Origin of the sequence: Aeromonas jandaei, assembly GCF_037890695.1 — a bacterium.
Classification (GTDB): domain Bacteria; phylum Pseudomonadota; class Gammaproteobacteria; order Enterobacterales; family Aeromonadaceae; genus Aeromonas; species Aeromonas jandaei.
In genome coordinates, this window is record NZ_CP149571.1 from 4,210,806 (window position 1) to 4,224,908 (window position 14,103).

General features: G+C 61.0%; 10 protein-coding genes and 8 tRNA genes. 11 read left to right on the forward strand and 7 right to left on the reverse strand.

What is annotated here, in order from left to right:
- Window positions 1-81: 81 nt before the first annotated feature.
- The 3 genes from WE862_RS19780 to ychF all read left to right on the forward strand — a co-directional run bounded on the left by WE862_RS19780 (window position 82) and on the right by ychF (window position 4,007).
- The gene (locus WE862_RS19780) at window positions 82-2,070 is read left to right on the forward strand and encodes a bifunctional metallophosphatase/5'-nucleotidase (RefSeq protein ID WP_042030049.1); all 1,989 of its coding nucleotides are present in this window, start codon (window positions 82-84) and stop codon (window positions 2,068-2,070) included.
- Between the two features lie 193 nt (window positions 2,071-2,263).
- Window positions 2,264-2,854, forward strand: coding sequence for an aminoacyl-tRNA hydrolase (pth, locus tag WE862_RS19785; RefSeq protein WP_033115315.1), 591 nt, complete (start codon window positions 2,264-2,266; stop codon window positions 2,852-2,854).
- Between the two features lie 61 nt (window positions 2,855-2,915).
- A complete protein-coding gene (ychF, locus tag WE862_RS19790; RefSeq protein WP_033115314.1) occupies window positions 2,916-4,007 on the forward strand; it encodes a redox-regulated ATPase YchF in 1,092 nt (363 codons plus the stop codon).
- Window positions 4,008-4,132: 125 nt separating this feature from the next.
- On the opposite strand, the gene WE862_RS19795 is transcribed toward ychF, so the two are convergent.
- From WE862_RS19795 to WE862_RS19820, 6 genes are all read right to left on the reverse strand, one after another.
- Window positions 4,133-5,563: a gamma-aminobutyraldehyde dehydrogenase gene (locus WE862_RS19795; RefSeq protein ID WP_042030047.1), complete on the reverse strand. Its 1,431-nt coding sequence runs from the start codon at window positions 5,561-5,563 to the stop codon at window positions 4,133-4,135.
- A gap of 19 nt (window positions 5,564-5,582) precedes the next feature.
- Window positions 5,583-6,380, reverse strand: coding sequence for an ABC transporter permease (locus tag WE862_RS19800; protein ID WP_033115312.1), 798 nt, complete (start codon window positions 6,378-6,380; stop codon window positions 5,583-5,585).
- Window positions 6,370-7,323 (reverse strand): ABC transporter permease, encoded by a 954-nt coding sequence (locus tag WE862_RS19805; RefSeq protein WP_041210698.1) that lies wholly within the window; start codon window positions 7,321-7,323, stop codon window positions 6,370-6,372. The genes WE862_RS19800 and WE862_RS19805 overlap by 11 nt, the downstream gene beginning before the upstream one ends.
- Complete coding sequence (locus tag WE862_RS19810) at window positions 7,320-8,318, reverse strand: ABC transporter ATP-binding protein (protein ID WP_041210697.1); 999 nt, start codon at window positions 8,316-8,318, stop codon at window positions 7,320-7,322. Before WE862_RS19810 ends, WE862_RS19805 begins: the two co-directional genes overlap by 4 nt.
- Before the next feature lie 44 nt (window positions 8,319-8,362).
- Window positions 8,363-9,490 carry an ABC transporter substrate-binding protein gene (locus WE862_RS19815; protein WP_033115309.1) on the reverse strand — a complete coding sequence of 376 codons (1,128 nt, stop codon included), beginning with the start codon at window positions 9,488-9,490 and terminating at the stop codon, window positions 8,363-8,365.
- Window positions 9,491-9,625: 135 nt separating this feature from the next.
- On the reverse strand, window positions 9,626-10,549 hold the full coding sequence (locus tag WE862_RS19820; RefSeq protein ID WP_033115308.1) for a LysR family transcriptional regulator: 924 nt from the start codon (window positions 10,547-10,549) through the stop codon (window positions 9,626-9,628).
- A gap of 631 nt (window positions 10,550-11,180) precedes the next feature.
- Between WE862_RS19820 and WE862_RS19825 the strand changes: the two genes are divergently transcribed.
- From WE862_RS19825 to WE862_RS19860, 8 genes are all read left to right on the forward strand, one after another.
- Window positions 11,181-11,257, forward strand: a tRNA-Met gene (locus WE862_RS19825).
- An 8-nt stretch (window positions 11,258-11,265) separates the two neighbouring features.
- A tRNA-Gln gene (locus WE862_RS19830) sits at window positions 11,266-11,340 on the forward strand.
- A gap of 41 nt (window positions 11,341-11,381) precedes the next feature.
- A tRNA-Gln gene (locus WE862_RS19835) sits at window positions 11,382-11,456 on the forward strand.
- 42 nt (window positions 11,457-11,498) lie between these two features.
- A tRNA-Gln gene (locus WE862_RS19840) sits at window positions 11,499-11,573 on the forward strand.
- Between the two features lie 38 nt (window positions 11,574-11,611).
- Window positions 11,612-11,688 (forward strand) — tRNA-Met (locus WE862_RS19845).
- 46 nt (window positions 11,689-11,734) lie between these two features.
- Window positions 11,735-11,809, forward strand: a tRNA-Gln gene (locus WE862_RS19850).
- 37 nt (window positions 11,810-11,846) lie between these two features.
- Window positions 11,847-11,923 (forward strand) — tRNA-Met (locus tag WE862_RS19855).
- A gap of 7 nt (window positions 11,924-11,930) precedes the next feature.
- Window positions 11,931-12,014 (forward strand) — tRNA-Leu (locus WE862_RS19860).
- Between the two features lie 175 nt (window positions 12,015-12,189).
- On the opposite strand, the gene WE862_RS19865 is transcribed toward WE862_RS19860, so the two are convergent.
- On the reverse strand, window positions 12,190-14,022 hold the full coding sequence (locus WE862_RS19865; RefSeq protein WP_042030045.1) for an SLC13 family permease: 1,833 nt from the start codon (window positions 14,020-14,022) through the stop codon (window positions 12,190-12,192).
- Window positions 14,023-14,103 lie beyond the last annotated feature (81 nt).

A 14,103-nucleotide genomic window follows, 5' to 3' on the forward strand; every position in this document is an offset into this window, starting at 1 on the left:
ACCGCCATCAGGCGGTTTTCGTCTTTCTAGACCCCGGCTATATGTACGACCCTGCCTGTGGCAGGTGTTAAGGATTTACCCATGAATGGCTTGCGCCCCCTCCTGCTTGCGACCCTGACCTCCGCCCTCTTCGCCTGTCAGCCTGCCAAAGAAAATCAGCCCTTCGTGCTGACGCTGGCTCACATGAACGATACCCACTCCCAGTTTGACCCGGCCAACGCCGAGCTGAAGGGGCATATCTTTGCCAAGGAGGGAGAGACCGATACCCTCTACACCCGTTTTGGCGGCTACCCGCGGCTGCTGACCATGGCCAAGGCCTATCAGGCCGATGCGCTGGCCCAGAACCACGCCATGCTGCTGCTGCACGGCGGCGATGCCTGGCAGGGCAGCGGCTACTTCAAGCTCAACGAGGGGATGGCCAACGCCGAGCTACTCAACCAGTTCGGCCTCGATGCCATGGCCCTTGGCAACCACGAATTCGATCTCGACAACCAGAAGCTGGCCCGCTTCATCAAGGGGGTCAACTTCCCGGTTCTGGCCGCCAACCTCGATACCAAGGCCGATCCCGCTCTCAGCAAGGTGGCCAATCTCAAGCCTTTCACTGTCTACGCCTTTGACGGCAACCAGAAGAGCCCGGTCACCGACATCAACAACCTGCCGCAAGGCAAACAGCTGGTCGCTGTCATCGGTCTGGTACTGGAAGATATGGGCAACATTGCGCCCAACGTCGGCAAGCTGCGCTTTGCCAAAGAGGTTGAATCTGCCCAGGCCACGGTGGATATGCTGCAAGCCAAGGGGATCCACCAGATCGTGGCGCTCACCCACATCGGCAACGAGCGGGATCTGGCGCTGGCCGCCAAGGTAAACGGCATTGATGCCATCGTCGGTGGTCACTCCCACAGCCTGCTCGGTGATTTTCGCAATATCGGCTGGGGCAACACCGGCGAATACGCCAAGCTGGTGACCAACCCGGACGGCATCGGCAAGACCTGCGTGGTGCAGGCTGGCTCCTACGCCCAGGCCATTGGTCTGGCTCAGGTAAGCTTTGATGGTCAGGGTCATGTGACCGACTGTCAGGGCCACAACAGCCTGCTGGCCAGCCGCGACTTTTTCTCCGATGCGGCGCGCAAGCAGCCCCTCGACGAGAACCGCAGCAAGGAGGCGAGCCAGTTCGTCGACAACCAGCCCAATCTGGTTACCGTGGATGAAGATCCCCGCCTGCGCGGCATCATCGACAGCCACTACAAGCCGGCGCTGGAGAAGGCCTATGGCCCGGTGATCGGCACCATTCCCGAGCAGTTGCAAAATGCCCGTCGCCCCGGCGACAACGGCAGCGACAACCACGGCTCCGACGTGGCACCGCTGGTTGCCGAAGGGGAGTTCTACTGGGCCAATACCCCGGCTGTTCAGGCCCTGACTGGTGGTCCGGTCGACTTCGCACTGGTAGCTGTGGGTGGCGTGCGCGCCGAGCTGCCGGCCGGCGAGTGGCGCGAGGGGGACAGCTCCCTCACCCTGCTGCCGTTCAAGAACCAGCTCGCGGTGCTGACCCTGACCGGTGCCGAGGTGCGTGCTCTTCTGACCGAAACCATCACCGCCACCCTGCCCGCCAGCGCCCATGCCGGCAAGTTCCCCTATGGTGGCCACCTGCGCTACACCTTCCAGGAGACCAGCGCAGGCAAGGCAGGCTCTCTGACCCAGTTGCAGCACAAGACGGCGAACGGCGAGTGGCAGGATCTGGTGGATAGTCAGCGCTATCGCGTGGTGATGAACGCCTACAGCGCCAACGGCAACGACGGCTGGCAGGCACTGGCCAATGCCCAGCGTCAGAAGAGCGAGCGGGTCGACATCGCCAGCGTCAACGGCAAGCTGACCGCCTTCCCGGTGCTCAAAGTGGCACAAAATGGCGAGCTGCTCGGCGCCGTCTACGCCCCGGGCAAATCCCTCGACTGCAAGGCCGCCGGGGTCGATTGCGGCACCGATGCTGCCTCCTTCGTGGAGTATGTGCGCGATGCCCGCCCCACCCTGACCGCGCTGGATGAGGAAACTGTCACCCTGCTACGCGCCAAATAACCGGGTCATCAGCAAATCGACAGAGAACGGGCCTCTCGCAAGAGGTCCGTTTGTCATCCATTGGCCGCCAAAATCGCTCAAATCCCGCCATAACATGCGCATTGGTTGAGTGATCGCCACTCGGCGGCTAGAATATTGCGTCCTATTGCCCTGGGTAGTGTGCCCACGGCAGCTGCGAGTGAAGACATCAAGCGTGACAAGCCAAATCAAACTGATCGTCGGACTGGGCAATCCCGGCCCGGAATATGCCAAAACCCGCCACAATGCGGGCGCCTGGTATGTGGAGCAACTGGCCCGCTGGCACAATGTCAGCCTGCGCGAAGAGCCCAAGTTCTTCGGCCACACTGCCCGCATTCTGGTTGATGGGCAGGATGTGCGACTGCTCATCCCGAACACCTACATGAACCTCTCCGGCAAGGCGGTCGCCGCTCTGGCACGTTTTTATCAGATTGAGCCGGAAGCGATTCTGGTGGCCCATGATGAACTGGATCTGCCCCCGGGCATCGCCAAGTTCAAGCAGGGCGGTGGTCACGGCGGCCATAACGGCCTCAAGGACATCATCGCCAAGATGGGCAACAACAATAACTTCTTCCGGCTGCGCCTCGGGATCGGCCATCCCGGAGCCAAGGAGCTGGTCGCCGGCTTCGTGCTGACCAAGGCGCCCAGCAGTGAACAGAACCTGATCGATGCCGCACTGGACGAGTCCCTGCGTGCTACCGACATCCTGTTCAAACAAGATATGACCAAGGCCATGAACCGGCTGCACAGCTTCAAGGCCGAATAAAGCATGACACGGGCCGCCTGCGGGCGAGCCTCACAGCATCCATCAAGTAAGGTAACAATCCATGGGTTTTAAATGCGGTATCGTGGGCCTGCCCAATGTAGGCAAATCCACCCTGTTCAACGCGCTGACCAAGGCCGGTATCGAAGCCGCCAACTTCCCGTTCTGCACCATCGAACCGAACACCGGTGTAGTACCGATGCCGGATCCGCGCCTCGATCAGCTGGCTGCCATCATCAATCCGCAGCGCGTTGTGCCTACCACCATGGAATTCGTCGACATCGCCGGTCTGGTAGCCGGAGCCTCCAAGGGTGAAGGTCTGGGCAACCAGTTCCTGGCCAACATCCGTGAAACCGAAGCGATCGGCCACGTTGTGCGCTGCTTCGACGATGAAAACATCATCCACGTTGCCGGCAAGGTCTCCCCTGCCGACGACATCGAAGTGATCAACACCGAGCTGGCCCTGTCGGATCTGGACGCCTGCGAGCGCGCCATTCACCGCCAGTCCAAGCGCGCCAAAGGCGGCGACAAGGATGCCAAGCTGGAAGTCGAAACCCTGGAGAAGATCAAGGTCGCGCTGGAAAATGGCCAGATGATCCGCGGCATGAAGCTGGACAAGGAAGAGCTGGCCGCTGTCAGCCACCTCAACTTCCTGACCCTCAAGCCCACCATGTACATCGCCAACGTGGCGGAAGATGGTTTCGAGAACAACCCCTATCTGGACAAGGTGCGCGAGATCGCTGCTGCCGAGAACGCAGTTGTCGTGGTCGTCTGCTGCGCCATCGAAGCTGACATCGCCGAGCTGGACGACGAAGATCGCGCCGAGTTCATGGCCGACCTTGGCATCGAAGAGCCGGGTCTGAACCGTGTTATCCGCTCCGGCTACCAGCTGCTGAACCTGCAGACCTACTTCACCGCTGGCGTGAAAGAGGTGCGTGCATGGACCATTCCGGTCGGCGCCACTGCCCCGCAAGCGGCTGGCAAGATCCACACCGACTTCGAGAAGGGCTTTATCCGTGCCCAGACCATCGCCTTTGAAGACTTCATCACCTACAAGGGTGAGCAGGGCGCCAAAGAAGCGGGCAAGATGCGCGCCGAAGGCAAGGACTACATCGTCAAAGATGGCGATATCATGAACTTCCTGTTCAACGTCTAATCCTGCGCTGGCCGCAGTTTGCGGCCCGGGAAAACAAAGCCCATCCGGCAACGGATGGGCTTTTTCTTTTGCGCATTGCAACGCGGCCTTGCCACTTTCACCAGGCCGTAGCTCAGAGCCGATTGCTAGAGCTTGACCATGATGTGGCGCGGTACCGTGTAATCCTCCAGCGCGTAGAGGGAGAGATCCTTGCCGTAACCGGACATCTTCATCCCGCCGTGAGGCATCTCGGTGGCCAGCATGAAGTGGGTGTTGATCCAGGTGCAGCCATACTGGAGTCCCGCCGCCACCTTGTGGGCCAGCCCCAGATCCCGAGTCCAGACCGAAGAGGCGAGGCCATAGTCGGAGTCGTTGGCCCACTGCACCACCTGCTCGGCGTCGCTGAAACGGGTCACCGACACCACAGGGCCGAACACTTCGCGGCGCACGATCTCGTCTTCCTGTCGGGCTCCCACGATCAGGGTCGGCTCGTAGAAGAAGCCGCTGCCGGGGCGCATCCGCCCGCCGGTAGTCACCTCCATATGGCCGCTGGTGACGGCCCGTTCGACAAAGCTCGCCACCCGATGGCGCTGGCGATCGGAGATAAGCGGCCCCATCTCGACCCCCTCTTCGCGCTGGGTACCCACCTTGATGGAGGAGACGGCATCGGTCAGGGCGGCAACAAAGCGGTCGTGCAACTTGTTCTGCACATAGATGCGGCAGGCGGCGGTGCAATCCTGTCCGGCATTGTAGAAACCGAAGGTGCGAATGCCGGCCACCACCGCATCGAGATCCGCATCGTCAAAGATGATGACCGGCGCCTTGCCACCCAGTTCGAGGTGGGTACGCTTCATGGTGCGCGCCGCGCTCTGCAGGATCTTCTGGCCGGTGGCGATATCGCCGGTGAGCGACACCATCCGCACCAGCGGATGCTCCACCATCGGCGCCCCCACACTCTCGCCACGGCCGCAGATGATGTTGATCACCCCGCGCGGGAAGATCTCGCTGGCAATCTCCGCCAGCAGCAGGGCGCTCAGCGGGGTCTGCTCCGATGGCTTGAGCACCACCGTATTGCCGGCCGCCAGCACGGGGGCAATCTTCCAGGCCGCCATCATCAGCGGATAGTTCCAGGGGGCGATGCTGCCCACCACCCCGATAGGGTCACGGCGGATCATGCTGGTGTGGCCGTCGAGGTACTCGCCCGCCAGCGGCCCGTGCAGACAGCGGGCCGCTCCGGCAAAGAAGCGGAAGCAGTCCACTACCGCCGGCAACTCGTCACCCAGCACGGCCGCATAAGGCTTGCCGCAGTTGAGGGACTCGATGGCTGCGAAGGCCTCGGCCCGCTCCTCGATGGCGGCGGCAAGGCGCAGCAGCAGGTTGCTGCGGGTCGCCGGCGTAGTGTGACGCCAGGTGCCAAAGGCGCGCTGGGCGGCGTTGACGGCGCGGCTCACCTGCTCGAAGGAGGCCTCCGGCAGCTGGACAATCAGCTCACCGGTAGCTGGGTTGAGTACCGGTTCGCTCGGGCCCTCCCCTGTTACAAACTGGCCGTCGATAAGTTGCTGGGTCGAAATGTTCATGAATAACCTTCCTTGGTAATTAGCGCACGGCGTCGTTGCCATCGCGGGTCAGGTAATAGGCGAGCAGGATCGGCACCGTGGTGACGGCGACGATGATAAGGGCAACCACGTTGGTGACCGGGCGATCTCGCGGCCGGATCAGCTCCTGATACATCCAGATGGGCAGCGTGGTCTGCTGGCCGGCGGTAAAGGTGGTGACGATAACCTCGTCAAAACTGAGGGCAAAGGCCAGCATGCCCCCCGCCAGCAGCGCTGTGGCGATGTTGGGCAGGATGACGTATCGCACGGTCTGGAAACCGTCGGCCCCGAGATCCATCGATGCCTCGATAAGCGAGCGGTTGGTTCGGCGAAAACGGGCCAGCGCATTGTTGTAGACCACCACCACGCAGAAGGTGGCGTGGCCGATGACGATGGTCCAGAAGCTGAAGGGGATCTCCAACGCACCGTAGGCCGAACGCAGCGCCAGACCGGTCACTATCCCCGGCAGGGCGATAGGCAGGATCAGCATCAGCGAGACCATCTCCTGACCGAAGAAGCGGCTGCGGGCGATGGCGGCGGCTGCCAGCGTCCCCAACAACAGGGCAACCAGAGTGGCAAGGCTCGCCACCTCCAGCGAGAGCTGGATGGCGCGCCAGACATCGGGCCGCTCGAAGGTCACCGCAACCCAGTGGAGGGTAAAACCCGGCGGCGGGAACTGGTAACTCTTGCTCTCGGTGGTGAAGGCATAGAGAAAGATAAAGAGGATCGGAAAGTGCAGGAAGGCGAGTCCGCCGTAAGCGGCCACCCGCAGGGTACGACCCGGTTGATCAAAGCGCATCGAAAGCCCCCAGACGTTTTGCCACCATCAGATAGACGGCGATGATGAGAATGGGCACCAGCGAGAAAGCCGCGGCGAAAGGCAGGTTGCCCGCCGTCCCCTGCTGCATGTAGACCACCTGACCGATGTAGAGGGTGGAGTTGCCGATAATTCCCGGGATGATGTAGTCGCCAAGGGTCAGCGAGAAGGTGAAGATGGAGCCGGCCACTACCCCCGGCAGCGCCAGCGGCAGCAGCAGGGTACGGAAGGTCTGCCCCGGAGTGGCTCCGAGATCGGCGCTCGCCTCGATGAGGGAGAGAGGGATCCGCTCCACGGCCGCCTGAATGGGCAGGATCATGAAGGGGAGCCAGACATAAACAAAGACGATAAAGGTGCCGATCCGTGAGAATGACAGCGAGGGGCCGCCAATCTCCGGCAGACTGAGCAGCGCCTGCAACACCCCGTCCAGCCCCAGCTGACCCGCCAGCCAGTTCACCGCCCCCTCCTTGGCGAGGATCAGCTTCCAGGCGTAGACCCGCACCAGATAGCTCGACCAGAGCGGCAGCATGATGGCGATATAGAAAAAAGCTCGCTGCCGCCCTCTGGTGTAGCGCGCCATGTAATAGGCAATCGGAAAGGCGATCAGGGCGCAGGCCAGCGTCACCAGCAGGGACATGACCACGGTACGCAGGATCACATCCCGGTTTTCGGGGCGCGCCAGATCGATAAAGTTCTGCCAGGTGAACTCGTGGCGGATCTGGCCGCTGAACTCGTCGAGCCCGAAAAAGGAGTTGGAGAGCAGCATCAGCAGGGAGCCGGCATAGATAAGGCCAAGCCAGATGAGCGGCGGCCCGAGCAGGATCCCCAGCAGCAGACCGGAGCGGCCATAAAGCAGGTTCGAGAGGCGCCGACGCAGCGGCGCACGGGGAAGCACGGTTGGCATGGTCAGACTCGCACTGTTCATGGGGTCGCTCCCAGAGCATGCACGGCGGGTGCCGCCCAGCTCAGCGAGACCCGCTCCCCGAGCGGCAGGCGCGCCTGTCCCTCGTTGGGGTGGTTGACGATGAGTTCGATGTCACTGTCGATGCGCACCCGGTAACGCACATAGGGGCCGAGATACTCCACCTCGCGCACCTCGCCGGACCAGCCGGGCACACCGGCCGTGGCGAGCCGGATCCGCTCCGGGCGCACCATCACCTGACCGCTCTGGCCGGTGAGACGGCGGGCGGCTTCTCCTTCAAACAGGTTGACGCTGCCAACAAAGCGGGCCACGAAGGGGGTGGCTGGCGTGTCGTAGATGGTCTCGGGAGAGGCGACCTGCTCGATGCGACCCTGATTGAAGATGCAGATGCGGTCGCTCATAGAGAGCGCCTCCTGCTGATCGTGGGTCACGAAGATAAAGGTGATGCCGAGCTGGCGCTGCAGCGCCTTGAGTTCAAGCTGCATCTGCTCGCGCAGCTTGAGATCGAGAGCGCCGAGCGGTTCATCCAGCAGCAGCACCCGCGGCTGATTGATGAGGGCCCGCGCGATGGCGATGCGCTGGCGCTGACCACCGGAGAGCTGACCCGGCCGGCGATCCCCCACCCCGGGCAGGCGTACCAGTTCGAGCATCTCGTCGGCGCGGCGGTGGCGGGTGGCCTTGTCGATCCCCTTGATCATCAGCCCGTAGGCGATGTTGTCCCGCACATTCATGTTGGGAAAGAGGGCGTAATCCTGAAAAACGGTATTGAGAGGGCGCTCGTAGGGTGGACGCGTCGAGCACTCCTCGCCAAAGAGGCGGATGGTGCCACCGGTCGGGTACTCGAACCCGGCCAGCATCCGCAGACAGGTGGTCTTGCCGGAACCGCTCGGCCCCAGCAGGGAGAAGAACTCCCCCGGCGCGATGGCCAGCGACACCTCGTCCACCGCCTTGACGGCGCCATAGTGACGGCTCACCCGTTCAAACTGAACTGCGTGCATGAATTGACTCCAGAGTGAGGGGCCGGCAAGCCGGCCCGGACGTGTCAGCGGCCGCCAAGAATGGCGATGTAATCGGAGACCCAGCGGTAGTAAGGGACGCAGGTACCCTGGCTCTTGCACTGGCTGACCGGGGTACGCCAGAAGTGCACCCGGGCAAAGTTGTCAGCCCCATTGGTCTTGCACCCCTCGGCGCCGAGCAGGGCATTGCCCTGGCAAGCCGCGGGCACCACAGGCACGGAACCAAACCAGGAGGCGAGATCCCCCTGCAGCTTGTTGTCGAGGGAGTGTTCGAGCCACTGATAGGCACAAACCGGGTGTTTGGCTTCGGCGTGCAGCATGGTGGTATCAGCCCAGCCGGTGACCCCCTCTTTGGGCACCACGGTGGCGACCGGCTGCTTGTCCGCGGCCAGGGTATTGGCCTGGAACGGCCAGGAGCTCGACGCCACCACCCCCTCATTCTTGAAGTCATCGATCTGCACGAAGGCGTCGTGCCAGTAGCGACCGACCAGCTGCCGTTGCTGGCGCAGCAACTCCAGCGCAGCCTTGTACTGATCCTCGTTCAGCTCATAGGGATCCTTGATCCCCAGCTCCGGCTTGTGCGTCATCAGATAGAGAGCGGCGTCGGCGATATAGATGGGGCCATCAAAGGCCTGAATGCGCCCCTTGTTGGGCTTGCCATCGGGCAGGGTCTGGGCTTCGAACACCACGGACCAGGAGTCGGGGGCCTTGGGGAAGACCTTGGTGTTGTACATCAGGACGTTGGAGCCCCACTGGTAGGGCACGCCGTAGTGCTTGCCGTTTACCGTGTGCCAAGGGGCATTTTGCAGACGGGGATCCACCTTGCTCCAGCTGGGGATGCGCGACAGATCGAGGGGTTGCACCTTGCCACCGGCGATGAGCCGCAGACTGGCATCTCCCGAGGCGGTCACCAGATCAAAGCCCCCTTCATTCATCAGGGCGACCATCTCGTCCGATGTAGCGGCGGTCTTGACCGTCACCTTGCAGCCGGTAGCCTGCTCGAAACCGGTCACCCAGTCATAGTTCTTGTCGGTTTCGCCCCGCTCCACGTAGCCGGCCCAGGCGACGATGTCGACCTGTCCCTCCCCTTTCTGCGCTGCGTGCAGCGGCAGGGACGACGCCAGCAATCCGAGACAGAGTGCGGTCAGTCTCATGGTGATCTCCTTCTCCAGTAGTGAATTAACATCCTGTTAACGCTTGAGTGAGCGTATGGGAAGGAGAGAGCAATGAGAATTTCAATTTTCAGGGGCCAAGCTATCGGGAAAAGTGATATCGACGTCGTATGAAGCCTATCTGGCCGGCCCTAGCCGGGCGCGCAGCCGCCCCTGCTCCTTGGCTATTTCAATAAACTCGCGCGCCGCCCACGGCAGACGCGAGCCACGTCGCCACACCAGTCCGATATCGATGGCGGGGATCGGCTCCTTGATCTCCCGCGCCTCCACCCGCTCCTGCTCCAGCGACCAGGGACGATAGGCAAAATCAGGCAGCAGGGCCAGACCGAGGTGGCTGGTCACCAGACTGCGTACCGCCTCCACCGAACCGGTGCGCAGCACGATACGCGGCCGCAGGCCATAACGACGCAGGCCAGCCTGAATCACTTGCTCCATCTGGTCGGCAGTGAGGGCGATGAGCGGCTCGTTGGCCAGTTCGGTCAACGAGATGGAGGGCTGGGCGCAGAGGGGGTGATTGACCGGCAGCCAGAGCCGCAGCGGTGAGCGGGTCAGCAGCTCGGTATCGAACGCCTCATGGCGGATGGTGCGGTTGGTCATCAAGAGCCCCACATCGATCTCGCCATTGACCAGCTGGTGCTCGAGAAACGCCTGCTCATCCTCTTTCACTTCGATATGCACTGCCGGAAAGAGGCGGCGAAAGCGGCCGAGGGCATCGGAGAGGTAGTAACCCGCCACCAGACTGGTGACACCTATGGTGAGACTTCCCTCCTCTTCGCGTGCGGTTCCTTTGAGGGAGTGGGCCGCATCGCTCATGGCGCCGAGGATGCGCCGGGCATGGAGCAGAAACTGGTGGCCCTGAGGGGTGAGCGTCACCCCGCGCGGGCCACGCTCGAACAGGGTGGCGCCTACCCCCTCCTCCAGCTCGCGAATGGCGCCAGTGACAGCGGACTGGGAGATGTGCAGCTCCTGGGCTGCACGGCTGACCGACAGACTGTCGGCAACGGCCACGAAATAGCGGATCTGGCGAAAAGTGAAGTTCATCGGGCGTCCTTGCCTTTGGTGACTCTGCCAAGCTTACCGACTTGACCGGGTTGCGTCAGGGGGAAGAGGGGTGAGACGGCTCGCAAAAATGACGTTCACTCCCGACTTGTCGGCCAGAACCCCTTATGTAGAACTCAAATGAAAACAACCCATATTGCCATCGGGGAGCGCGGCTACGCTGGCAGCAATCAAAAGCGCAAAAAGCGCCTTTGAAAAGCCAATGGCATGCCAAAAATCTCCCTGTTGACCCGTTTGTAGAGGCAAATCCCCACAAGACAACGCTGCCGTGAGTGACCATCGAATAAGATATTGATTTAAAAAGTAGCAACTGGACGACATAGAAAGGAGCCAAACACTCTTCTCTCCCAGTGGCAGCCCCCTTTCCTCTCCTCTCTCCCCTATGACAAGGCAACCCTCACGAGCCTCCCTTTTTATCTTTTGCCGTTACACCAAAGCAGGAGATGACGTAAAAAAATGCAGATTGTTGGGCTTTTGCGCAACAGAGACCAATAACTGGCCAAACGCACTCAAATTGAGTTTTTCTGGCAAAAAAATGGTTGACGCCCCAGAGCCAGATACGCATAATTCGGCCCGCACGGTGACGAGGTAACGACTCACCGGAAGCAAGGTTGGCTATGTAGCTCAGTTGGTTAGAGCATCGCACTCATAATGCGGGGGTCACAGGTTCGAATCCCGTCATAGCCACCATCCTTAGTTGGGGCATCGCCAAGCGGTAAGGCAGCGGGTTTTGATCTCGCCATACCTAGGTTCGAATCCTAGTGCCCCAGCCATTTTTAAAAGGTGTTTGATAGTTTCTGTCAGGCATCACTGTTGGGGCATCGCCAAGCGGTAAGGCAGCGGGTTTTGATCTCGCCATACCTAGGTTCGAATCCTAGTGCCCCAGCCATTTTTTAAATGGTGTTTGATAGTTTCTGTCAGGCATCACTGTTGGGGCATCGCCAAGCGGTAAGGCAGCGGGTTTTGATCTCGCCATACCTAGGTTCGAATCCTAGTGCCCCAGCCATTATTCTGTTCTCTTCCACCTTGTGGTTGATAACAAACGGCTATGTAGCTCAGTTGGTTAGAGCATCGCACTCATAATGCGGGGGTCACAGGTTCGAATCCCGTCATAGCCACCATTTTTGAAAAACGTTCCTTCAATCATCTGATTGCAAAGAACACTGTTGGGGCATCGCCAAGCGGTAAGGCAGCGGGTTTTGATCTCGCCATACCTAGGTTCGAATCCTAGTGCCCCAGCCATTATTCTGTTCTCTTCCACCTTGTGGTCGATAACAAAGGCTATGTAGCTCAGTTGGTTAGAGCATCGCACTCATAATGCGGGGGTCACAGGTTCGAATCCCGTCATAGCCACCATCAATTTGCGGAAGTGGCGAAATTGGTAGACGCACCAGATTTAGGTTCTGGCGCCCTAGGCGTGAGAGTTCGAGTCTCTCCTTCCGCACCATTGAACGAAGTACCAAACAGACCAGCTTTATGCTGGTTTTTTTGTATCTGAAATTTGCCTCTTTTTGCCCACTTTCCTGCTGATCCCCCTTCCCGATCTTCCCGATACGGCTTTCACTCGCCCACAAAAAAGCGGCCCGCAGGCCGCCAGATAAACACCTATTTGCCTCAAATGGTCAGAACGGGAAGAACCAGGGAATGGCTACCACGCTCACCGCCATCACCAACAGGGTGAAGGGGACGCCGATACGGATAAAGTCGGCGAACTTGTAGTTGCCCGGCCCCAATACCAGGGTATTCACCGGTGACGAGACCGGCGTCATGAAGGCAGCCGAGGCGGCGATGGCGATGGTCATGGCAAATGGATAGGGCGAGACTCCCATCTGCTGCGCCGTGCCCAAGGCAATCGGCGCCATCAATACCGCCGTCGCCGTGTTGGAGATGAACAAACCGATCACGGCGCAGAGAGCAAACAGGCTGGCCAGCATCACTCGCGGCCCCATATCCCCCACTGCGCTCATCAACCCGCCCACGATGAGATCCACCCCGCCGGTTTTTTGCAGCGCCAGCGCGAAGGGCAACATGCCGACAATCAGGATCAGGGTCGGCCAGTGGATCGACTTGTAGGCGCTCTCCATGTCGATGCAGCGAAACTTGCCCATCAGCAGACAGGCGATCAGCGCGGCAATGACGTTGGGCACCGGGTCGGTCACCATCAGCAGGATCATCACCCCGAGGCAGATAAGGGCGTGAATGGCCTGGCTGCGCGCTGGCGCCATCTCGTCTACCTCGGCCGGCAGCCCCATCAGCAGAAAGTCTCGGCTGTGGGTTTGCAGCAGCCGGATATGACTCCAGTTGCCCACCACCAGCAGGGTATCCCCCATCTGCAGCGGCTCATCCACCAGCTTGCCCCCCATCGTCTCGCCATCCCGGCGCAGCCCCACCACGCTCAAACCGTAGGTGGAGCGGAAGGTCACCTCGCGCACGGTTTTACCAAGCAGGCTCGACTCGGGAATAAGCGACACCTCGGCCATCCCCACCTCCCGCGCCTGATCGGAGAAGTACTCGCCGCGCAGGATCATCGGTTCGAGCCGCGCCTCGCTGCAAAACTCGCGAATGTCGATTTCAGGATCGGACATGTCGATCAGCAGCACATCCCTGGCCTGAAATTCACTGATCCCCGAGACCGGCACCATCACCCGGCGAAACTTGCGCCAGCGCTCTACCCCGATGACGTGGGCGCCATAGCGGGCGCGCAGTTGCAACTCATCCAGGGTATGGCCAATCAGTGGTGAATCGGGGCGTAGCGCCAACCGGCGAGCCCGGCCGGTAAGGCGATAGTCGCGGATAAGGTCGCGAAAGGTTCGGCGTCCGCTCTGCTTGCCTTTGCCCTCTTCGCCCTCGCCCACCAGGGAGCCGCGTACCAGCAGCATGTAGACAATCCCGCACAGCAGGATCAGGGCGCCGAGCGGTGTGAAGCTGAAAAAGGTGAAGCCGTGAATGCCGTGACGCATCAGCTCGCTGTTGACCACCATGTTGGGGGGCGTGGCCACCAGCGTCATCATGCCGCTGATCAGCCCGGCAAAACCGAGGGGCATCATCAGGCGACCGGCCGGGATCCCCATCCGGTTCGCCACGCTCAGCACCACCGGGATGAAAATGGCCACCACCCCGGTGCTGCTCATCACCGCCCCCAGCGTTGCCACCGCCACCATCAGCAGCACCAGCAGTTTGGTCTCGCTGCTGCCCGCCACCTTCACCAGCGCATCCCCCACCTGATAGGCGATACCGGTGCGCACCAACCCATCCCCGACCACGAAGAGGGCGGCAATCAGAATAACGTTGGGATCGCTGAAGCCCGCCAGCGCCTCCGGCAGAGTGAGGGTGCCGCTCAGCACAAAGAGAATGATGATCAACAGGGCGACCACGTCCATCCGGACTTTATTGGTCATGAAGAGATAGATGGCACCCGCCAGCAGAGAGAGCACCCAGACAAGCTCGGAATTCAATGAAACCTCCTTTTACAACACGATTCTCCTCCCGGAGAGTGGACTCTATCAGACCACAGCCGTGAGGCTATGGTCTTGTTA